The following is a 19807-nucleotide window of genomic DNA, read 5'->3' as shown; positions in this document are numbered from 1 at the left end:
ATGATACAATAAAGAGTAAATTATTTTATTAAAGAGGTAAAAACATGATTGAAGCAAGTAAATTAAAGGCTGGTATGACCTTTGAAACAGCTGACGGAAAATTGATCCGCGTTTTGGAAGCTAGCCACCACAAACCAGGTAAAGGAAACACTATCATGCGTATGAAATTACGTGATGTCCGTACTGGTTCAACATTTGAAACTAGCTACCGCCCAGAGGAAAAATTTGAACAAGCGATTATCGAAACTGTGCCAGCACAATACTTGTACAAAATGGATGATACAGCTTATTTCATGAACACTGAAACTTACGACCAATACGAAATTCCTGTTGTAAATGTTGAAAATGAATTGCTTTACATCCTTGAAAATTCTGAAGTTAAAATTCAATTTTATGGAACTGAAGTAATCGGTGTAACAGTACCTACAACTGTTGAATTGACAGTTGCCGAAACTCAACCTTCTATTAAAGGTGCTACTGTTACCGGTTCTGGTAAACCAGCTACAATGGAAACTGGACTTGTCGTTAACGTTCCAGACTTCATCGAAGCAGGACAAAAACTCGTTATCAACACTGCAGAAGGAACTTACGTTTCTCGTGCCTAATCTCTAGAAAGAGGTCATTCTATGGGAATTGAAGAACAATTAGGCGAAATCGTTATCGCCCCACGTGTACTTGAAAAAATCATTGCAATCGCTACAGCTAAAGTTGATGGTGTCCACTCTTTTTCAAACAAATCAGTATCTGACACCCTTTCAAAACTTTCACTTGGTCGTGGTGTCTATCTAAAAGAATCTGAAGAAGAGCTAACAGCTGATATCTATCTCTATCTTGAGTATGGTGTCAAGGTTCCTAAGGTTGCAATGGCTATTCAAAAAGCTGTAAAAGATGCCGTTCGTAATATGGCTGATGTTGAACTCAATGCTGTGAATATTCACGTTGCTGGTATTGCACCAGATAAGACACCAAAACCAGCATTAAAAGATTTGTTTGATGAGGACTTCCTCAATGACTAGTCCATTATTAGAATCTAGACGCGAACTACGAAAATGTGCCTTCCAAGCACTGATGAGTCTTGAATATGGTTCTGATATTGAAACAGCTTGTCGCTTCGCTTATACTCATGATCGAGAAGACGACGAGGTAAAACTCCCTAGCTTCCTAATCGATCTTGTATCTGGTGTTCAAGCTCAAAAAGAGGAACTAGACAAACAAATCACTCAGCATTTAAAGTCTGGTTGGACGATTGAACGTTTAACCTTAGTTGAAAAGAATTTATTGCGTTTGGGAGTTTTCGAAATCACTTCATTTGATACTCCTCAACTCGTAGCTGTGAATGAAGCTATTGAACTTGCAAAAAGCTTTTCAGATCAAAAATCAGCCCGTTTCATCAACGGACTGCTCAGCCAGTTTGTAACTGAAGAAAACTAACTATAGAAAAAGTGTTTGACTATTATCAAACACTTTTTTACTACACTTCCATCGAAACTTGGAGTCCAGGTTAACAAAAAAGCTAGAACTTATAATAGTTCTAGCTTTTTTATGTTTTTAATATTTTCTAAAGCGTTGGTAACGATCTTCAATGAGTTGATCTAGTGGCAGTTTACCAAGTTCATCAAGTTCTGCTCGGAGTTGTTCTTTGACTTGCTTGATTAAATCTTTGCTTGATAGGCCCACCTCAGAAATAACCTTATCTACAATCTTCATATCTAGCAATTCGAAAGAAGTAATTTTCATCAACTCTGCAGCTTCCATGGCACGACTGCCATCTTTCCAAAGAATAGACGCAAATCCTTCAGGACTGAGAACTGCATAGATTGAGTTTTCTAACATCCAAACACGGTCTGCTACGGCAAGAGCGAGGGCTCCACCAGAACCACCTTCACCAATAATAATAGCGATTATCGGCACCTTAAGATCGCTCATCTCCATGAGGTTACGAGCAATAGCTTCACCTTGACCACGTTCCTCTGCTCCAACACCAGGATAGGCACCTGCCGTGTTGATAAAGGTTACAACAGGGCGGCCAAATTTTTCAGCCTGCTTCATCAAGCGAAGGGCTTTTCGATAACCTTCAGGATGAGGTTGTCCAAAGTTACGATTAAGATTATCTTGTAAGCTTTTACCTTTTTGGATCCCAACAACAGTTACCGCTTGGTCTCCCAACCAACCGATACCACCAATAACAGCACCATCATCTCGGAAAGAGCGATCACCATGTAGCTCTACAAAGTCATCAAATATTCCTGTTGCGAAGTCCAAGGCAGTTAAGCGGGTTTGTTCACGTGCTTCTCTGACGATTTTTGCAATATTCATCAACAATCCCCCTTATGTAACCTTACTAATCGAGCAATCATATCTGGCAATTCTCTCCGTTTAACAATCGCATCCACAAAGCCATGTTCTAACAAAAACTCTGCCTTCTGGAAATCCTCTGGCAAATCTTCCCTTACGGTATTTTCAATGACACGGCGTCCAGCAAATCCTACTAAACTTTGAGGCTCTGCCAAGATGATATCACCCTCCATAGCAAAGGAAGCTGTAACACCACCAGTGGTTGGATCAGTAAGGATTGTTAGGTAAAAGAGACCTGCATTGGAATGACGTTTAACTGCTGCAGAGATTTTAGCCATCTGCATCAAACTCATGATTCCTTCTTGCATACGTGCTCCACCAGATGCTGTAAACAAGACGACTGGTAATTTTTCAGCTGTCGCGTATTCAAACAAACGAGTGATTTTTTCACCAACTACTGTTCCCATAGATGCCATGATAAAATTAGAATCCATGATTCCGAGAGCAACTTTTTCACCCTTAATCAAAGCAGTTCCTGTGACAACAGCCTCATCAAGACCTGTTTTTTCACGCATAGAGGCTAATTTTTTCTGGTAACCTGAAAATTCCAATGGATCTTGCGTCTCAATTCCTGTGAACATCTCTAGGAAGCTTCCCATATCAATGGTTAAAGCAAGGCGCTCTTGAGCTGAAATACGGAAGGTATAGCCACAATGAGGACAAATACGTTCACTCCCCAAGTCCTTTTGGTAAATCGTATATTTGCAACCTGGACATTGGGAGAAGAGCTCATCTGGAACCTCTGGCTTGATCTGAGGTTGATTTACAGTCGAACGATTGGGATTGATTCGAATATATTTATCTTTTTTACTAAATAGAGCCATACATCCCCCTTTTCAGTCTTATACTATTTTTACATTATTCTTTTTCTTGATAATGTGGTAAGAAAGTTTCCATCAAGAATGAGGTGTCGTAGTCTCCTGCAATCACGCGTCGATCTGAAATCAAATCGAGTTGGAAATCAGCATTAGTGACAACCCCTTCAATTTCGAGCTCATAAAGAGCTCGTTGCATTTTCATGAGTGCATCAAAACGATTTTCGCCATGAACAATAATTTTAGCAATCATACTATCATAGTATGGCGGAATGGTATAACCAGGATAAACTGCTGAGTCCACTCGCAAGCCCACACCACCACTTGGTAGATAAAGATTGGTAATCTTACCTGGACTTGGTGCAAAATTAAAGGCTGGGTTTTCTGCATTGATACGGCACTCAATAGCATGTCCTTTTAGAACAATGTCTTCTTGCTTCAAGGTCAAAGATTGACCTGCAGCGATTCGGATTTGTTCCTTGACAATATCCACACCTGAAACAAATTCAGTTACCGGGTGTTCCACTTGGACACGCGTATTCATCTCCATAAAGTAGAATTTGCCAGTTGCTTCATCTAGTAGGAATTCAATGGTACCAGCATTCTCATAACCAACCGACTCCGCTGCACGGACTGCTGCAGCACCAATTTCATTACGCAGTGTTTTCCCGATAGCAATCGAAGGACTTTCTTCTAAAACCTTTTGGTTATTCCGTTGAAGCGAACAGTCACGCTCTCCTAGGTGAATAACATGTCCCATCTGGTCAGCAAGAATCTGTACTTCAATATGGCGAGCAGGATAAATTACACGCTCAAGATACATAGCCCCATTACCAAAGTTGGCTTTAGCTTCACTAGAGGCTGTTTCAAAGGCTGACACAAGATCCTCTGCCTTTTCAACCTTACGAATCCCTTTACCACCTCCTCCAGCTGAAGCTTTCAGCATAACTGGATAACCAATTTTTTCGGCAATAGCCAGAGCCTCTTCTGCAGTATGGACTTCTCCATCTGATCCTGGAATGACAGGCACGTTTGCCTTAATCATTTGAGCACGGGCGTTAATTTTATCTCCCATGACATCCATGACACAAGCTGATGGTCCGATAAACTTGATACCAACTTCTTCACACATGGTTGCAAACTTGGAATTTTCACTTAAAAAACCAAATCCAGGGTGAATAGCTTCAGCTTCAGTCAAAACCGCAGCTGATAGGATAGCATTGATGTTCAGATAAGATTCTGTAGCCTTCCCAGGGCCGATACAGATAGCCTCATCAGCCAAAAGCATGTGGAGAGCTTCCTTGTCAGCAGTTGAATAAACAGCGACTGTTGCAATTCCTAACTCTCGTGCCGCACGAATAATACGAACAGCAATTTCACCACGATTGGCAATTAAAATCTTACGAAACATGGAAAACCTCCCTAGTTTCCAATAGCAAAGGTCAGAGTACCGCTTGCTGCAAGCTTACCATCTACTTCTGCCTTCGCTTCTACTACGGCGATTGTGCCACGACGTTTGACAAAAGTTGCTGTCATGACAAGCTGATCACCAGGAACAACTTGTTTCTTAAATTTCACTTTGTCCATACCAGCATAGAAGACAAGTTTCCCTTTGTTTTCAGGTTTAGACAATTCCAAAACACCTGCTGTCTGAGCCAAGGCTTCCATAATGAGGACTCCAGGCATAACTGGGTATTGAGGAAAATGACCGTTGAAGAAAGGTTCGTTAATCGTTACATTTTTAATAGCAACAATGGTGTCTTCGCTAACTTCCAAGACACGGTCCACTAAAAGCATGGGATAGCGGTGTGGCAAAGCTTCTTTAATTCCTTGAATATCAATCATTTGATACGTACCAAGCCTTTCCCGAACTCAACCATTTCTTCATTTTCAACAAGAATTTCTGTTACGACACCGTCTTTAGGTGCTGGAATTTCGTTCATAACCTTCATAGCTTCGATGATGACCAAGGTTTGGCCTTTTTTGACAGTATCACCGACTGAAACAAAATTAGGTTTGTCTGGTCCGGCAGCCAAGTATGCAACTCCAACAAGCGGACTTTCTACAAGGTCTCCTTCAGCTACAGATTCAGTAAGTATTGATTCTGGAGCAGTTTCTACAGCTGGTGCTGTAGTTTGAGCTTGTGGTGCAACTGTAGGTGCAGCTGCTGAAACCACTGGTTGAGGTGCTGGACTTGTTTCTGTAACAAGTTTTGCTTCATTCTTACTGAAGACCAACTCGTCCGTTCCATTTTTATAAGAAAATTCTTTCAAGCTTGACTGGTCAAATTGTGCCATCAAGTCTTTGATTTCATTTAAATTCATCTTTACTTATTCTCCCAACGTTTGAAAGCAAGAACTGCATTATGCCCACCAAATCCAAAAGTATTTGAGATAGCATAAGGAATTTCACGTTCCACACCTTGTCCATAAATAACGTTTGCTTCGATGTAATCTGACAATTCTGTTGTTCCAGCTGTCATTGGAACATAGTTGTTACGGATTGCTTCAATTGTTGCAATGGCTTCAACTGCACCTGCTGCACCGAGCAAGTGTCCTGTAAATGACTTGGTTGAAGATACAGGTACTTCTTTACCGAGAACCGCTACAATCGCTCCGCTTTCTCCTTTTTCATTAGCTGGAGTTGATGTACCGTGTGCATTGACATAAGCTACTTGGTCTGGTGTAATCTCAGCTTCCTCCAAGGCAAGTTTGATAGCTTTAATAGCACCTTGGCCTTCTGGATGTGGTGAAGTCATATGGTAGGCATCACAAGTATTCCCGTAACCGACAACTTCAGCTAGGATAGTTGCACCGCGTTTTTCAGCATGCTCTAAACTTTCAAGGACTAACATACCTGATCCTTCACCCATAACAAATCCATTACGGTCTTTGTCAAATGGAATAGAAGCACGAGTTGGATCCTCTGTTGTTGAAAGAGCTGTTAAGGCTTGGAAACCGGCAATCGCAAATGGTGTAATAGAAGATTCTGAACCACCAACTAGCATGATATCTTGGAAACCAAATTTGATAGAACGGAAGGCATCTCCGATAGCATCATTTGATGAAGCACAAGCAGTATTGATAGATTTACAGATACCATTGGCACCAAAGCGCATAGCAACATTACCTGCAGCCATGTTTGGCAAGGCTTTTGGAAGTGTCAATGGTTTTACACGTTTTGGACCTTTTTCGTGAAGACGAAGCACTTGGTCTTCGATTTCTCTGATTCCACCAATACCTGATGCAACAATGACACCAAAGCGGTCTTTATCAAGCGCTTCTACGTCAAGATTAGCATTGTTCACTGCTTCTTGAGCTGCATACAAGGCATATAAAGAATAATCATCGAAACGATTAGTATCCTTTTTTACAAAGTATTTGTCAAACGGAAAATCGTTAATTTCTGCTGCATTATGAACATCAAAAGCGCTGTGATCAAACTTAGTGATTTCACCAATTCCAATGTTTCCATCTTTTAGATTGTTCCAAAATTCTTCTGGTGTGTTCCCGATTGGAGATGTTAATCCATAACCTGTTACTACTACTCGATTTAGTTTCATTTTCATACCTCTATTTTAACTCTTATTGCATGGTTAGTCCACCATCAATTGCAATGACTTGTCCCGTTAGATAATCTTGACTTGCAAGAAAGGCTGTGACCTCTGCGACTTGCTCAGCTTGGCCAAATTGTTTCATCGGAATTTGTGCTAACATAGCATCTTTCACCTTATCAGATAGAACCGCAGTCATGTCTGATTCGATCATTCCTGGAGCAATGGCATTGACGCGAACATTTCGATTGGCAACTTCACGTGCTACTGATTTAGTAAATCCAATCAGACCAGCTTTAGAAGCAGCGTAGTTTGCTTGACCGATATTTCCCATCAAACCGACAACACTCGACATGTTGATAATGGCACCTTCACGTGCTTTTATCATCTGTTTCAAAACAGCTTGTGTCATATTGAAGGCACCTGTCAAATTGATTTTCAAGACCTTCTCAAAATCTTCTTCTGTCATCTTCAGCATGAGGGTGTCTTGAGTAATCCCAGCATTATTCACTAGGACATCAACTGAACCTAGTTCTTCAATCGCTTGATCCACCATGCGTTTTGCATCTGTGAAGTCTGAGACATCACCAGAAATAGCAAGTACCTTCACACCATATGGTTTAAACTCGTTTAGAAGCTCCTCGGAGATTTCACCACGACTATTCAAGACAACGTTAGCTCCCAAGCTAGCAAATTTATGAGCAATGGCGAGACCAATTCCTCGACTTGAGCCTGTAATAAAGACATTTTTCTGTTCTAGTTTCATTTTTCTCCTTTCAGAACTTCTACCATTTTGGTCTAATTTTCTAAGAGTGCTTGTAGACTTGCTTGATCTTCAACATTTGCAAGTTGAGCAGTTTTATCAATCTTTTTGACGAATCCTGACAAGACTTTTCCAGGGCCAATCTCGATAAAACGAGTGACTCCCGCTTCTTGCATGACTGCAATGCTTTCATAAAAACGAACAGGTTCCTTAACTTGACGAGTCAAGAGTTCTGCAATTCGTTCATTTTCCATGACCTTTGCTTCTGTATTACCAACAAGAGGACAAGCAAAATCAGAAAATTCAACTGCTGTCAGGGCTTGTGCTAATTTTTGACTTGCAGGCTCCAATAAAGCTGTATGGAAAGGTCCAGAAACATTTAGAGGAATCAAGCGTTTTGCTCCCGCTTCCTGCAAAAGTTCAACTGCACGATCTACAGCAACCACCTCACCACCAATAACAATTTGACTTGGGGTATTGTAGTTAGCTGGAGTCACAACACCAAGTTGAGAAGCTTCTTGACAAGCTTGTTCAATAACTTCAACTGGAGTATTGAGTACGGCTACCATTTTACCAGACCCAGCAGGTGCCGCTTCTTCCATATAAGATCCACGCTTAGCAACTAGAGCCACCGCATCCTCAAAATCCAAAGCACCACTAGCTACGAGGGCAGAATATTCACCAAGAGACAGACCTGCCACCATATCTGGTTGGTAACCCTTCTCCTTTAGTAGTCGGTAAATGGAAACGGATGTAGCCAAAATAGCTGGTTGTGTGTAACGAGTCTGATTTAGCTTCGTTTCATCGTTATCAATCAAGTCACGAAGATCATAACCTAAGACCTGGCTAGCTTGGTCGATTGTTTCCTTGACGATAGCATATTGGTCGTATAGTTCACGTCCCATTCCAAGGTACTGGGCTCCTTGACCTGCAAATAGAAAGGCTGTTTTAGTCATTTCTTGTAACTCCTGCCCAACGAGCGGCTTCTTTTTGAATTTTCTCAGCTGCACCATAGTAGATATCTTTTAAGATTTCTTCAACTGTTTCTTCTTTCGATACCAAACCTGCAATCTGGCCGGCCATTACTGAACCGCCATCCACATCACCATGGACAACAGCCTTAGCTAAGGCTCCAGCACCCATTTGCTCAAAGATTTCCAAATCTGGATTTTCTTGTTTAAAGGCATCTTTTTCAGCTTGCTCGAAATCACGAGTCAATTGGTTTTTGATGGCACGAACTGCGTGTCCAAAATGTTGTGCTGAAATCGTTGTATCAATATCACGGGCTTTTAAAATCTTAGCTTTATAGTTTGGATGAGCATTAGATTCTTTAGCAACTACAAAACGAGTTCCTACTTGAACAGCTTCTGCACCAAGCATAAATCCAGCGGCAGCTCCCTCACCGTCTGCAATACCACCTGCAGCGATAACAGGAATTGAAACAGCCGCCGCAACTTGACGAACCAAGGTCATAGTTGTTAGTTTACCGATGTGTCCTCCTGCTTCCATACCTTCTGCAATGATAGCGTCTGCACCGATTTTTTCCATGCGTTTAGCCAAAGCTACACTTGGGACTACAGGAATAACGGTAATCCCTGCTTCATGGAATCGCTCCATGTATTTACTTGGGTTCCCTGCACCAGTTGTGACTACCTTAACCCCTTCTTCAATCACGAGGTCAACAATATCATCAACAAATGGAGACAAGAGCATAATATTGACACCAAAAGGCTTGTCTGTTAAAGATTTAATCTTATCGATGTTGGCTTTAACCACTTCTTTAGGTGCGTTTCCTCCACCAATGATACCGAGACCACCAGCTTTTGAAACAGCTCCAGCCAAATCGCCATCTGCCACCCAGGCCATTCCACCTTGGAAGATAGGATATTTAATATTTAATAGTTCAGTGATACGTGTTTTCATATTGCCTCCATAAGTCTTGCTTACGTAATAGTTCGACTTTATTATAATTTGACGGTCAAACTATTACCTAAACAAGAGGGAGCGGGTCTCCCCTACTCCTTCTTTATTTATTCTAATTATTTAGTTTGCTCTTCAACGTAAGCAACCAAGTCGCCAACTGTTTTCAAGTTGTCTTCAGCTTCGATTTGGATATCAAAAGCGTCTTCGATTTCTGAGATTACTTGGAACAAGTCCAATGAATCTGCATCCAAATCATCAAAAGTAGATTCAAGTGTTACTTCTGATGCATCTTTTCCAAGTTCTTCAACGATAATTTCTTGTACTTTTTCAAATACTGCCATGATAGACTCCTTTAAAATAAATAGTTTTTTTATAACAATGTGATCGCCACATGATTACCTAAATTGTAACAATAAGTGTGCCCCATGTCAAACCTCCACCGAAACCTGACAAGAGAATTTTTTGGCTACCATCCAAATGGATGAGCCCTTCTTCTACACACTCAGAAAGTAAAATCGGAATACTTGCCGCACTGGTATTTCCATACTTCGTCATATTAGCAGGAAGTTTGTCACGATCGACACCGATTTTTCTAGCCATCTTATCTAAAATTCGAATATTAGCTTGATGAAGTAATAGATAATCGAGTTCATCTGCTGATATTGGACTTTTTTCGATGGTCTGTTTAATAGATTTAGCCACGTCTCGAATTGCGAAGTCGAAAACTGCTCTCCCATCCATTTTCAAGAAAACATCTGGTTCTTCTTGAATAGAAAATGGTGAAATCAATCCTGTCTTTCCATAGGTGAGACACTCACCACGAGAACCATCGCTATTGAGACTTTCTGATAAGAAATGTTCTTGATCACTTGCCTCAAGTAGCACTCCGCCAGCTCCATCTCCAAACAAGACAGCTGTTGAGCGGTCAGACCAGTCCAAAGATTTTGACATGGTCTCACTACCGATAACAAGACCTTTTCGATATGTTCCTGAAGAAATGAACTTCTCTGCCGTTGATAGAGCAAAGACAAATCCACTGCAAGCGGCTGTTAAATCATAGGCAAAAGCCTTATGAGCGCCAATCCTTGCCTGAACACGAGCTGCGGTTGAAGGCATCATCGAGTCAGGTGTCATAGTAGCCAGAATAATAAAATCTAACTCTTCAGCAGAAATCCCTGCCTTGTCCAGAAGTTGTCTTGCAACCTCTGTAGCCAAATCTCCTGTTGATTCTGTTTTAGAAATATGACGTTCTTTAATCCCTGTCCGACTTGAGATCCATTCATCACTCGTATCCATGACCTGAGCCAAGTCTTCGTTAGTGATAATCTGCTCTGGAGCATAATGAGCGACCTGGCTTATTTTTGCAAAAGCCATTACTTCAAATCCTCCAAAAAGTGATAAAGATTAGTCAACCCTTTACCCATAACTTCCATCTCTTCAGGACTCATGCCTTCGATAATTCTTTCGACCATGGCCTTATGGAAACGTTTATGGAGACGATGTACAAGGCGACCTCTCTTTGTCAAATGAAGATGTACTACACGACGATCCTGATCTGAACGAATCCGTTCGATGTATCCTTTTCGCTCCAGATTGTTTAAGCTCGTTGTCACAGTCCCTAGTGTTACCATCAACTCTTTGGAAACTTGACTTGGAGTCACTTCTGGATACTTACCGATAACATCAATCGTGTGCATTTCTTTGATAGAGATATCTTTGAAACGACTACCTCGCAAACTTACTTCCTCGATCACTAGGACGTTGTTAAAAATTGATGTTAAATAGTCATTGACTTGTTGGTAGTCCATTTCTCTTCCCTCCTTACCAAAAAAAGTTTTATAATCAAAACATTTGACTAGAAAAGTATATCAAACTTCAAAGAATTGTGCAAGCATTTTTTTATTTCCCGACAAATTTTGGACGTCTTCTCTCAGAATGTGCACGTACACCTTCTTTAAAATCTTCTGTGTAGGATAGTGATTCTTGCAATTCTAATTCAAGTTTAGCGTATTCATGCCACTGTTTAAACTCACTTTCCCAAACAAGTTTCTTAATCGCAGCATAGGAATTTGAAGAACCACGTCTCAACTTCTTCAACAATTGTTCTCTTGTTTTTTCTAATTGTTCACTAGTACATAGACGATATAGAGCTCCTGCCTCCATTGCTTTTTCAGCGGTAAAGGCTTCACCTGTCATAGCTAATTGCGTTGCACGAGTTGCACCAAGTGATCTTGTAAGCAAGAATAAGCCGCCCGCGTCAGGAGCTAAGCCCACACCTACAAAAGCCTGGATGAATTTAGCTTTGTCAGATGCGATACAGAAATCAACTGCCAAGGCCATATTGGCTGCAGCTCCAGCAACTGCTCCATCAACTTCCATGATAACAGGTTTAGGAATCTGTTTAATCTTATAAGAAATAGTATTGACCAATTCAGCAATTCGAGTTAAGGAAGCAATATCATCCTCATCAACAGCACGTTTCATTTCAACTAAATCGCCACCGACAGAAAACACCTTACCAGCAGCATTGATTAGAATAAATGAAACTGAATTGTCTTTTTCAGCTAATTCCAGTGCTTCTAAAATTTCTTCACACATAGGAATATGGAAACCATTTGCCACCTCGGGACGATTTAATGTAATCACCGCTAAATCGTCTTGAATTTGAAAGATAATATGATTCATAGCCACTCCTTTAATTTAAATAGCTGATTAAATTGTTTTATCTTCAAAGTATATCTTTTTATTTCCATTTACACAAGCAAAAATCGATTAAAAGTGTATCAGCCGATTTTTAAAGAATTTTTTCTATACTTAAAATAGTTAGGTTAAGATAATCACGTTCATACCTCTAATATGATATAGCCTTTCCTATTGCAGATTGAAAAAAGCCCTTCTTTCTGCTATAATCGTATAAAATACTAACTGAGGAGTTTTTATGAAGGTTGTAAAATTTGGGGGAAGTTCACTCGCCTCTGCAAGCCAATTGAAGAAGGTTTTAAACATTGTAAAAAGTGACCCCGAACGTCGTTTTGTAGTTGTATCTGCACCAGGAAAGCGCGATGCTAAAGATACCAAAGTTACGGATGCTTTGATTAAATATTATCGTGATTATGTAGCGGGAAATGATATCGGTGCTAGTCAAAATTGGATTATCGATCGTTACGCTGCAATGGTTAGCGAACTAGGGCTTAAACCTGCTGTTTTAGAACGAATCTCTAAAAGCATCCGAACTCTCGCTACCCTTCCAATTGAAAACAATGAATTTCTTTACGATACCTTCCTTGCTGCAGGTGAAAATAACAACGCTAAACTGATTGCAGCTTACTTTAACCAAAATGGTTTAGAAGCGCGCTATGTTCATCCACGAGAGGCTGGGATTGTTGTTACAAGCGAACCTGGAAATGCTCGTATCATTCCTTCAAGTTATGATAAAATCGAAGAGCTCAATAATGGAACGGAAGTTCTGGTTATTCCCGGATTCTTCGGTGTGACTAAAGAGAATCAAATCTGTACCTTCTCACGTGGTGGATCTGATATCACTGGTTCAATTATCGCAGCTGGAGTTAAAGCTGACCTTTATGAAAATTTTACTGATGTTGACGGAATTTTTGCTGCCCACCCTGGTATCATTCACAAACCACACTCAATCCCTGAATTGACTTACCGTGAAATGCGAGAATTGGCCTATGCAGGTTTCTCTGTACTACATGACGAAGCTCTCCTTCCGGCCTACCGCGGGAAAATTCCTCTTGTTATCAAAAATACCAATAATCCTGAACATCCGGGTACTCGCATCGTTCTAAAACACAGCAGTGATGAATTCCCAGTAGTGGGGATTGCTGGTGATTCTGGTTTTGTCAGCATCAATATGTCTAAATACCTGATGAACCGCGAAGTTGGTTTTGGTCGTAAAGTGCTTCAAATTCTAGAAGACCTGAATATTGGTTGGGAACATATGCCAACTGGTATCGATGACCTATCTATCATTCTACGTTCACGAGAATTAACTCCTATTAAAGAAGAAGAAATCCTTCGTCAATTAGTTCAAAAAGCTGAAGTTGACCATGCTGAAATCGAACATGACCTCTCTATCATAATGATTGTTGGCGAAAAAATGAAGCGCCATATCGGGGTAACTGCTACAGCCACTCGCGCCTTGTCTGAAAATAATATCAACATTCAAATGATGTCACAAGGTTCTAGTGAAGTTTCGATCATGTTCGTTGTCCACAAAGACCAAGAAAAAGCGGCTCTAAAGGCTCTATACCATGCCTTTTTCGGTGAAAGTAAGGAAGACTAAACATGGCACAATCTCTCAACAAAGTCATTGACCTACAAACTACTGGAACCTCCTATCTTTCCATTTCAGGAAAGGTTGGAAAATTTCTGGTTGGAGATCAGGCTTTAGAATTTTACGCAGACCGTAATGTTGAGGATTACATTCAGATTCCCTGGTCCAGCGTTAACCAAATCGGAGCCAATGTCTCTAGGCGCAAGGTTAGTCGTCATTTCGAAGTCTTCACTGACCAAGGAAAATTCCTCTTTGCTTCAAAAGATTCTGGAAAAATTCTTAAAATTGCTCGTGAAAAGCTAGGTAATGATAAGGTCATTAAGCTTCCAACCTTACTCCAAATCATCGGTCATAAAATCAAAAATCTATTTGCAAAAAAATAGAAAGTTTAGTATAATCATAGAAACGGATAAGTAGGTTATCCTCTTCTTCCAGAAAGTCTGCGGATGCTGCGAGCAGATAGGAGAGATAGGTGAAATTCTACCGTTATTTCAAATCAAATACAGAATCAAGTGCACACCTGTGAAGTTGGATGGAACCGTGGCCCTGCCACTCCAACGCTTTGTCAGGTGTGCTTTTTTCATAAAGGAGTTCTTATGTTAGATATCAAACGTATTCGTACAGACTTTGATGCTGTCGCTGAAAAATTAGCTACACGTGGTGTAGATGCTACTATCTTGAATGAAATGAAGGAAATCGACGCAAAACGTCGTGACATCTTAGTCAAGGTTGAAACCCTCAAGGCAGAGCGTAACACGGTTTCTGCTGAAATTGCTCAAGCTAAGCGCAACAAGGAAAATGCAGACGATAAGATTACTGCCATGCAAACTCTCTCTGCAGAGGTCAAAGCACTCGATGCTGAGTTGGCAGAAATTGACGCTAAATTAACAGAATTTACCACTACTCTTCCAAACATCCCCGCTGACAGCGTGCCTATCGGTGCAGACGAAGATGATAACGTAGAAGTTCGCCGTTGGGGAACTCCTCGCGAGTTCGACTTTGAACCAAAAGCTCACTGGGATCTAGGTGAAGACCTCGGTATTCTTGACTGGGAACGTGGTGGAAAAGTAACTGGAGCGCGCTTCCTCTTCTATAAAGGCCTTGGAGCTCGTTTGGAACGTGCTATTTACAACTTTATGCTAGATGAGCATGGTAAGGAAGGCTATACAGAAGTCATCACACCTTACATGGTTAACCATGATTCTATGTTTGGTACTGGTCAATATCCAAAATTCAAGGAAGATACTTTTGAGCTCAGTGATACCAACTATGTCCTCATTCCTACAGCTGAAGTACCTTTGACTAACTACTATCGTGATGAAATTCTTGACGGAAAAGACTTGCCAATCTACTTTACTGCTATGAGTCCATCATTCCGTTCTGAAGCTGGTTCAGCTGGTCGCGATACTCGTGGATTGATCCGTTTGCACCAATTCCACAAGGTTGAAATGGTGAAATTTGCTAAACCTGAAGAATCATACGAAGAATTGGAAAAGATGACAGCCAACGCTGAAAACATCCTTCAAAAACTCAACCTTCCATACCGCGTAGTTGCTCTTTCTACAGGAGACATGGGCTTCTCAGCTGCTAAGACTTACGACTTGGAAGTTTGGATTCCAGCACAAAATACTTACCGTGAAATCTCAAGCTGTTCAAACACAGAAGATTTCCAAGCTCGTCGTGCCCAAATCCGTTACCGTGATGAAGCCGATGGTAAGGTTAAACTTCTCCACACCTTGAATGGTTCTGGACTTGCTGTTGGACGTACCGTCGCTGCTATTCTTGAAAACTATCAAAACGAAGATGGTTCTGTTACTATTCCTGAAGTCCTTCGTCCATATATGGGTGGAGCTGAAGTTATCAAACCATAAAATAAACAAGAGGAAGCATAACTTCCTCTTTTGCATTTCATGTAAAAAAACAGGTAGAAAATCTTTCATCTCTACCTGTTATTTTTATATTCTCTAGTAACCACCCATCATTGATGGATCCATAGCTGGAGCTGGTGCTACAGGTTCTGGTTTATTAGCCACAACTGCTTCTGTTGTCAAGATAAGACTTGCTACTGATGCTGCGTTTTGAAGGGCTGAACGGCTAACCTTAACAGGATCGATAATTCCTGCTTCAATCATGTTGACCCATTCACCTGTTGCAGCGTTGAAGCCTGTACCAGCTTCTGCATTTTTCAAACGATCAATAACGATTGAACCTTCATAGCCTGCGTTGTAGGCAATTTGACGAACTGGCTCTTCTAAGGCACGAAGAACAATATTGCGACCTGTTGCTTCATCGCCTTCTAATTCCAAGGCAGCGACAGCTGAGATAACATTAACAAGGGCAGTACCACCACCTGCAACGATACCTTCTTCAACAGCTGCACGTGTCGCGTTAAGAGCATCTTCAATACGGAGTTTCATTTCTTTCAACTCAGTTTCAGTTGCAGCACCAACCTTGATAACTGCTACGCCACCTGACAATTTGGCCAAACGTTCTTGGAGTTTTTCACGGTCAAATTCTGATGTTGTTGTTTCAATTTGAGACTTGATGACAGCGACACGATTAGCAATTGCTTCAGGATTACCTGCGCCTTCTACAATAACTGTGCTATCTTTATCAACAGACACTTTAGCTGCTTGACCTAAAGCTTCGATGGTAGCATCTTTCAACTCAAGCCCAAGATCTTCTGTGATAACAGTTCCACCTGTCAAAATCGCAATATCTTCCAACATCGCTTTACGACGGTCACCAAATCCAGGAGCCTTAACAGCAACGACGTTGAAGGTTCCACGAATCTTGTTCAAAACAAGAGTTGGAAGAGCTTCACCGTCAACATCATCTGCAATAATCAATAGTGGACGGCTACTTTGAAGAATACTTTCTAGAAGTGGCAAGATTTCTTGGATATTTGAAATTTTCTTGTCAGTAATTAAAATGTATGGATTTTCAAGGTCTGCAACCATTTTTTCATTATCAGTAACCATGTACTGAGATAGATAACCACGGTCAAACTGCATTCCTTCTACAACTTCAAGCTCTGTTTCCATACCACGTGATTCTTCAATAGTGATAACTCCATCTTTACCAACTTTTTCCATGGCTTCAGAGATGTATTCACCCACTTTTTCAGAGCGAGAGGATACAGCAGCGACCTGCGCAATCGCTTCTTTGTTAGCAACAGGAATGGCATTGTTCTTCAAGGCTTCAACAGCTGCAGCAACCGCAGTTTCAATCCCACGACGGATACCGATTGGGTTTGCGCCAGCCGTAACATTTTTGATTCCTTCACGAACGATGGCTTGGGTCAAGACAGTTGCAGTAGTTGTCCCGTCACCAGCAATATCGTTAGTTTTAGAAGCTACTTCTGATACCAATTTGGCACCCATATTTTCAAAATGGTCTTCTAGTTCAATTTCTTTAGCGATTGTCACCCCGTCATTGGTAATCAATGGTGAACCAAATGATTTTTCAAGAACGACATTACGTCCTTTAGGGCCTAAGGTTACTTTAACTGTATCAGCTAGGATATCAACCCCACGGACCATTGCTGAACGTGCATCAGATGAAAATTTAATTTCTTTTGACATACTTACTTCCTCCTATTATTCTTCAACGATTGCTAAAATATTAGCTTCACCCACGATGATATATTTTTCATCACCATCTTTGACATCAATACCTGCATGAGCTTCAACTAAAACTTGATCTCCAACTTTTACACTTGGAGCAACCAACTCACCGCTCAAGGTACGAACACCTTGTCCAGTAGCCACTACAGTAGCTGTTTTCGTTTCTTCTTGGGCTGATTTTGCGAGGACAAATCCCCCAACAGTTTGTTCTTTTTCTTCAATTTTCAAGACCACGCGGTCTCCTAATGGTTTCAACATCTGCTTTCCTCCATAAGACAATCATATTATTAGCACTCTTTATCCACGAGTGCTAAACCATAGTTCTATTGTATCACTTAGTCAGAAATAGTCAAGAAAAAAACACCTCTAAAATGAAAGAGATGTTCCTTTAATATTAATTGAGAATCGTCAACTTTTGATTGAAATCATCGATAACCTTTTGGAGATTAATCCGCCCGCGGTAGATACCATATCCAAAAACAACCATTCCCAAGATTCCAACCAAGGCTAGAAAAATCCCGAAGATAAATAGTGGGAGGAAACTTCTATGAAAGAGATAAATCAATACCACACCAATACTAGCAGTGATAAAGAGCAAACTGAACCAACGGCCCAGATTTTCAAGCATGTGACGTTGATATTTAATTTCTGTTTCATATCCATTAACAAGTTCTTGTTTTGTAACCATGAAAATCCTCCTGATAAAAATTGAGAATGAAGTGTAAGAGAAGGAGATTAGTTTACTTCATTCTCAAAATTTTTACTAGTAAATATGGGGTACTCTTGACCTTAGTAATTAAGATGTGGGTCAAATATACCTAGAGCAACACCAATTAAGGCAACAACAACTAGAATTAACATGACTTTGTTTGGTGAAACTTTTTTCTTAGACATCAACCACCAGCAAATAGTGATGAAGGTTGCTGTCAAGAGACCTGGATAAACACCATCAATCTTTTCTTGAATTTTAAGGAAGGCTTCTCCGTTAGCATTTTTGAATTCGAGTGCTGTTGTAACAGAGACCCAAGTCGCTGCTACGGCACCAATAACCATACCACCAACAACGCTGATCGCTTTACGAAGAGCTTGTCCTTTTGGTCCTACAAGAAATTCAACGGCTTTATCCCCTAATTGATACCCTTTAAAGAAGGCAAAGCGCATACCAAAGTAGACTAGGAAATTCCACACGACGATGTAGAAGATAGCACCAGCGACGTTACCACCTTTTGAAAGACCAAGTGCAATCCCCAAAAGAACTGGAATCAAGGTACCAACTATCAAAGAGTCACCAATACCAGCGATTGGTCCCATCAAACCGGCACGCATCCCATTGATGGTTTCACCATCTACTGCATCTCCATTTGCACGCGCTTCTTCCAAACCAGCTGTAATCCCTACAACAAGGGATCCAAGTTGCGGTTCAGTATTGAAAAAGGCGGTATAGGTTTGCATGGCATCTTTTTGTTCTTCTTTTGTATCATACATCTCTTCTACAATTGGAAGCATTGAAGTTAAGTACCCGAAGGTTTGCATGTGTTCTTGAGAGAAACAAGTCAAATGGCCATAATACCAATGATGAAATGCTTTTGCTAATGTTTTCTTTGAAATTTTCTTTCTATCAGCCATCTTAAATATCCTCCTCATCATCGTCTACGTACACCACTCCAGCCGGAGCTGCTTTCATAGATTTAATCACTTCAAGTTCATAGTAGATTACTGCAAAGATTAATGAAACAACAGCACTAGCTACCAAGTTCAATCCTAGAGATTTAGCCAAAGTAAATCCAACAAAGAATGGAATGAAGTCAGTTGCTTTTGTAACAATTTGTTTCAACAAGATAGCAATACCGACACATGGGAGAAGGGCTCCAACTGTAAAGAGGGCTTTCATCCAGAAACCATCCATAGGAAGGTAAAGTTTCATCAAATCAACCATGTTTTCACCATATTTGGTGATAATCATAGTTGGAAGGAAAGAGAAGAGGAAGTGAGAAATCCAAGGATAAACCCAGTCAACTGCGTAGAGTTTTTTGAAGTTTCCTTCTTCAACGGCTTTCCAACCAATATGTTGCCAAAGCAAGTTCATTGTAGCTGTACCGTAGAAAAGAACAGTACCGATTGTCCCAACGGCTGCACCGATTGGAGCTGCAGCTGCTGCAATTCCAGCTTCGTCTGTGATGTGATTTGCATGCACAAACAAGATAGCAAGAGGAACACCGATATAAGAGATTGCACGAACGTCGGCAGATACGGTTCCACCAGGTGTTACCAATGCGATATAAACGACTTGAAGGGCAACCCCGACCATAATACCGGTTGTCACATCTCCAAGAATTAAACCTGAGATCAACCCACCAATCAAGGGACGACCGAGTGTATAGTTCCCGATACTGGAACCACCCATACCAGGCATTGAAGACAAGCTGGCGAAAACTGCAAGCAAGATTGCTTGAATCCATGAAATTGTCATAGCAAACG

The 19807-nt window shown here is 40.8% G+C and carries 24 protein-coding genes; 6 read left to right on the top strand and 18 right to left on the bottom strand.

The features are described from left to right. Nucleotides 1-44: 44 nt before the first annotated feature. From efp to nusB, 3 genes are read left to right on the top strand one after another with little or no spacing between them, the layout of a single operon-like run. The gene (gene efp / locus QM810_RS07160) at nucleotides 45-605 is read left to right on the top strand and encodes an elongation factor P (protein WP_004251910.1); all 561 of its coding nucleotides are present in this window, start codon (nucleotides 45-47) and stop codon (nucleotides 603-605) included. Nucleotides 606-626: 21 nt separating this feature from the next. Then, entirely contained in the window at nucleotides 627-1016 is a 390-nt protein-coding gene (locus QM810_RS07155; RefSeq protein WP_006150382.1) for an Asp23/Gls24 family envelope stress response protein, read from the top strand. Beyond that, entirely contained in the window at nucleotides 1009-1431 is a 423-nt protein-coding gene (nusB, locus tag QM810_RS07150; RefSeq protein WP_004251901.1) for a transcription antitermination factor NusB, read from the top strand. Before QM810_RS07155 ends, nusB begins: the two co-directional genes overlap by 8 nt. A gap of 117 nt (nucleotides 1432-1548) precedes the next feature. Here the strand turns inward: nusB and QM810_RS07145 are convergent, their stop codons facing one another. The 13 genes from QM810_RS07145 to QM810_RS07085 form a co-directional block, all read right to left on the bottom strand. Beyond that, a complete protein-coding gene (locus QM810_RS07145) occupies nucleotides 1549-2316 on the bottom strand; it encodes an acetyl-CoA carboxylase carboxyl transferase subunit alpha (protein WP_414254355.1) in 768 nt (255 codons plus the stop codon). Next, nucleotides 2316-3179, bottom strand: a complete 864-nt coding sequence (gene accD / locus QM810_RS07140; RefSeq protein WP_414254354.1) for an acetyl-CoA carboxylase, carboxyltransferase subunit beta — start codon at nucleotides 3177-3179, stop codon at nucleotides 2316-2318. Before accD ends, QM810_RS07145 begins: the two co-directional genes overlap by 1 nt. 34 nt (nucleotides 3180-3213) lie before the next feature. Continuing rightward, a complete protein-coding gene (gene accC / locus QM810_RS07135; protein ID WP_414254353.1) occupies nucleotides 3214-4581 on the bottom strand; it encodes an acetyl-CoA carboxylase biotin carboxylase subunit in 1368 nt (455 codons plus the stop codon). Nucleotides 4582-4592: 11 nt separating this feature from the next. After that, nucleotides 4593-5015, bottom strand: a complete 423-nt coding sequence (gene fabZ / locus QM810_RS07130) for a 3-hydroxyacyl-ACP dehydratase FabZ (protein WP_000565515.1) — start codon at nucleotides 5013-5015, stop codon at nucleotides 4593-4595. Next, entirely contained in the window at nucleotides 5012-5494 is a 483-nt protein-coding gene (accB, locus tag QM810_RS07125; RefSeq protein WP_414254352.1) for an acetyl-CoA carboxylase biotin carboxyl carrier protein, read from the bottom strand. The genes fabZ and accB overlap by 4 nt, the downstream gene beginning before the upstream one ends. Nucleotides 5495-5496: 2 nt before the next feature. Beyond that, nucleotides 5497-6732, bottom strand: coding sequence for a beta-ketoacyl-ACP synthase II (gene fabF, locus QM810_RS07120; RefSeq protein WP_414254351.1), 1236 nt, complete (start codon nucleotides 6730-6732; stop codon nucleotides 5497-5499). A 22-nt stretch (nucleotides 6733-6754) separates the two neighbouring features. Continuing rightward, the gene (fabG, locus tag QM810_RS07115; protein ID WP_235083807.1) at nucleotides 6755-7489 is read right to left on the bottom strand and encodes a 3-oxoacyl-[acyl-carrier-protein] reductase; all 735 of its coding nucleotides are present in this window, start codon (nucleotides 7487-7489) and stop codon (nucleotides 6755-6757) included. 32 nt (nucleotides 7490-7521) lie between these two features. Further along, nucleotides 7522-8442: an ACP S-malonyltransferase gene (gene fabD, locus QM810_RS07110; protein WP_414254350.1), complete on the bottom strand. Its 921-nt coding sequence runs from the start codon at nucleotides 8440-8442 to the stop codon at nucleotides 7522-7524. Then, nucleotides 8435-9409, bottom strand: coding sequence for an enoyl-[acyl-carrier-protein] reductase FabK (gene fabK / locus QM810_RS07105; RefSeq protein ID WP_414254349.1), 975 nt, complete (start codon nucleotides 9407-9409; stop codon nucleotides 8435-8437). Before fabK ends, fabD begins: the two co-directional genes overlap by 8 nt. A gap of 116 nt (nucleotides 9410-9525) precedes the next feature. Continuing rightward, entirely contained in the window at nucleotides 9526-9750 is a 225-nt protein-coding gene (locus tag QM810_RS07100; RefSeq protein WP_000257840.1) for an acyl carrier protein, read from the bottom strand. A gap of 58 nt (nucleotides 9751-9808) precedes the next feature. Continuing rightward, nucleotides 9809-10783 carry a beta-ketoacyl-ACP synthase III gene (locus QM810_RS07095; protein WP_414254348.1) on the bottom strand — a complete coding sequence of 325 codons (975 nt, stop codon included), beginning with the start codon at nucleotides 10781-10783 and terminating at the stop codon, nucleotides 9809-9811. Continuing rightward, nucleotides 10783-11217 (bottom strand): MarR family winged helix-turn-helix transcriptional regulator, encoded by a 435-nt coding sequence (locus QM810_RS07090; RefSeq protein WP_414254347.1) that lies wholly within the window; start codon nucleotides 11215-11217, stop codon nucleotides 10783-10785. The genes QM810_RS07095 and QM810_RS07090 overlap by 1 nt, the downstream gene beginning before the upstream one ends. Before the next feature lie 91 nt (nucleotides 11218-11308). Continuing rightward, entirely contained in the window at nucleotides 11309-12094 is a 786-nt protein-coding gene (locus QM810_RS07085) for an enoyl-CoA hydratase (RefSeq protein WP_414254346.1), read from the bottom strand. 253 nt (nucleotides 12095-12347) lie between these two features. On the opposite strand from QM810_RS07085, the gene QM810_RS07080 reads away from it, so the two are divergent. The 3 genes from QM810_RS07080 to serS all read left to right on the top strand — a co-directional run bounded on the left by QM810_RS07080 (nucleotide 12348) and on the right by serS (nucleotide 15574). After that, nucleotides 12348-13712: an aspartate kinase gene (locus QM810_RS07080; RefSeq protein ID WP_414254345.1), complete on the top strand. Its 1365-nt coding sequence runs from the start codon at nucleotides 12348-12350 to the stop codon at nucleotides 13710-13712. A gap of 2 nt (nucleotides 13713-13714) precedes the next feature. Continuing rightward, nucleotides 13715-14086: a DUF956 family protein gene (locus QM810_RS07075; protein ID WP_414254344.1), complete on the top strand. Its 372-nt coding sequence runs from the start codon at nucleotides 13715-13717 to the stop codon at nucleotides 14084-14086. Nucleotides 14087-14299: 213 nt separating this feature from the next. After that, complete coding sequence (serS, locus tag QM810_RS07070; protein ID WP_414254343.1) at nucleotides 14300-15574, top strand: serine--tRNA ligase; 1275 nt, start codon at nucleotides 14300-14302, stop codon at nucleotides 15572-15574. Between the two features lie 93 nt (nucleotides 15575-15667). Here the strand turns inward: serS and groL are convergent, their stop codons facing one another. From groL to QM810_RS07045, 5 genes are all read right to left on the bottom strand, one after another. Continuing rightward, nucleotides 15668-17287, bottom strand: coding sequence for a chaperonin GroEL (groL, locus tag QM810_RS07065; RefSeq protein ID WP_414254342.1), 1620 nt, complete (start codon nucleotides 17285-17287; stop codon nucleotides 15668-15670). A 15-nt stretch (nucleotides 17288-17302) separates the two neighbouring features. Then, nucleotides 17303-17587 (bottom strand): co-chaperone GroES, encoded by a 285-nt coding sequence (gene groES, locus QM810_RS07060; protein WP_414254341.1) that lies wholly within the window; start codon nucleotides 17585-17587, stop codon nucleotides 17303-17305. Nucleotides 17588-17723: 136 nt separating this feature from the next. Further along, on the bottom strand, nucleotides 17724-18017 hold the full coding sequence (locus QM810_RS07055) for a DUF202 domain-containing protein (protein WP_214262370.1): 294 nt from the start codon (nucleotides 18015-18017) through the stop codon (nucleotides 17724-17726). A gap of 101 nt (nucleotides 18018-18118) precedes the next feature. Further along, nucleotides 18119-18973 carry a PTS system mannose/fructose/sorbose family transporter subunit IID gene (locus tag QM810_RS07050; protein ID WP_029689583.1) on the bottom strand — a complete coding sequence of 285 codons (855 nt, stop codon included), beginning with the start codon at nucleotides 18971-18973 and terminating at the stop codon, nucleotides 18119-18121. Continuing rightward, nucleotides 18957-19799 (bottom strand): PTS mannose/fructose/sorbose/N-acetylgalactosamine transporter subunit IIC, encoded by an 843-nt coding sequence (locus tag QM810_RS07045; RefSeq protein ID WP_006151610.1) that lies wholly within the window; start codon nucleotides 19797-19799, stop codon nucleotides 18957-18959. The genes QM810_RS07050 and QM810_RS07045 overlap by 17 nt, the downstream gene beginning before the upstream one ends. Nucleotides 19800-19807 lie beyond the last annotated feature (8 nt).

It is taken from the genome of Streptococcus infantis, from assembly GCF_047464155.1.
GTDB lineage: Bacteria > Bacillota > Bacilli > Lactobacillales > Streptococcaceae > Streptococcus > Streptococcus infantis_U.
The sequence above is the reverse complement of the archived record's forward strand: the minus strand, read 5'-3'. Positions and strand labels throughout refer to the sequence as shown.

Excerpts from the sequence above, each read along its gene's own strand:
- QM810_RS07155 (WP_006150382.1), top strand. The coding sequence starts at position 627 with ATGGGAATTGAAGAACAATTAGGCGAAATCGTTATCGCCCCACGTGTA.
- fabZ (WP_000565515.1), bottom strand. The coding sequence starts at position 5,015 with ATGATTGATATTCAAGGAATTAAAGAAGCTTTGCCACACCGCTATCCC.
- QM810_RS07045 (WP_006151610.1), bottom strand. The coding sequence starts at position 19,799 with ATGACAATTTCATGGATTCAAGCAATCTTGCTTGCAGTTTTCGCCAGC.
- fabG (WP_235083807.1), bottom strand. The coding sequence starts at position 7,489 with ATGAAACTAGAACAGAAAAATGTCTTTATTACAGGCTCAAGTCGAGGA.
- QM810_RS07095 (WP_414254348.1), bottom strand. The coding sequence starts at position 10,783 with ATGGCTTTTGCAAAAATAAGCCAGGTCGCTCATTATGCTCCAGAGCAG.
- groES (WP_414254341.1), bottom strand. The coding sequence starts at position 17,587 with ATGTTGAAACCATTAGGAGACCGCGTGGTCTTGAAAATTGAAGAAAAA.
- QM810_RS07085 (WP_414254346.1), bottom strand. The coding sequence starts at position 12,094 with ATGAATCATATTATCTTTCAAATTCAAGACGATTTAGCGGTGATTACA.
- fabK (WP_414254349.1), bottom strand. The coding sequence starts at position 9,409 with ATGAAAACACGTATCACTGAACTATTAAATATTAAATATCCTATCTTC.
- accB (WP_414254352.1), bottom strand. The coding sequence starts at position 5,494 with ATGAATTTAAATGAAATCAAAGACTTGATGGCACAATTTGACCAGTCA.
- serS (WP_414254343.1), top strand. The coding sequence starts at position 14,300 with ATGTTAGATATCAAACGTATTCGTACAGACTTTGATGCTGTCGCTGAA.
- fabF (WP_414254351.1), bottom strand. The coding sequence starts at position 6,732 with ATGAAACTAAATCGAGTAGTAGTAACAGGTTATGGATTAACATCTCCA.
- QM810_RS07090 (WP_414254347.1), bottom strand. The coding sequence starts at position 11,217 with ATGGACTACCAACAAGTCAATGACTATTTAACATCAATTTTTAACAAC.
- QM810_RS07145 (WP_414254355.1), bottom strand. The coding sequence starts at position 2,316 with ATGAATATTGCAAAAATCGTCAGAGAAGCACGTGAACAAACCCGCTTA.
- fabD (WP_414254350.1), bottom strand. The coding sequence starts at position 8,442 with ATGACTAAAACAGCCTTTCTATTTGCAGGTCAAGGAGCCCAGTACCTT.
- QM810_RS07055 (WP_214262370.1), bottom strand. The coding sequence starts at position 18,017 with ATGGTTACAAAACAAGAACTTGTTAATGGATATGAAACAGAAATTAAA.
- efp (WP_004251910.1), top strand. The coding sequence starts at position 45 with ATGATTGAAGCAAGTAAATTAAAGGCTGGTATGACCTTTGAAACAGCT.
- QM810_RS07075 (WP_414254344.1), top strand. The coding sequence starts at position 13,715 with ATGGCACAATCTCTCAACAAAGTCATTGACCTACAAACTACTGGAACC.
- QM810_RS07050 (WP_029689583.1), bottom strand. The coding sequence starts at position 18,973 with ATGAGGAGGATATTTAAGATGGCTGATAGAAAGAAAATTTCAAAGAAA.
- groL (WP_414254342.1), bottom strand. The coding sequence starts at position 17,287 with ATGTCAAAAGAAATTAAATTTTCATCTGATGCACGTTCAGCAATGGTC.
- QM810_RS07080 (WP_414254345.1), top strand. The coding sequence starts at position 12,348 with ATGAAGGTTGTAAAATTTGGGGGAAGTTCACTCGCCTCTGCAAGCCAA.
- nusB (WP_004251901.1), top strand. The coding sequence starts at position 1,009 with ATGACTAGTCCATTATTAGAATCTAGACGCGAACTACGAAAATGTGCC.
- QM810_RS07100 (WP_000257840.1), bottom strand. The coding sequence starts at position 9,750 with ATGGCAGTATTTGAAAAAGTACAAGAAATTATCGTTGAAGAACTTGGA.
- accD (WP_414254354.1), bottom strand. The coding sequence starts at position 3,179 with ATGGCTCTATTTAGTAAAAAAGATAAATATATTCGAATCAATCCCAAT.
- accC (WP_414254353.1), bottom strand. The coding sequence starts at position 4,581 with ATGTTTCGTAAGATTTTAATTGCCAATCGTGGTGAAATTGCTGTTCGT.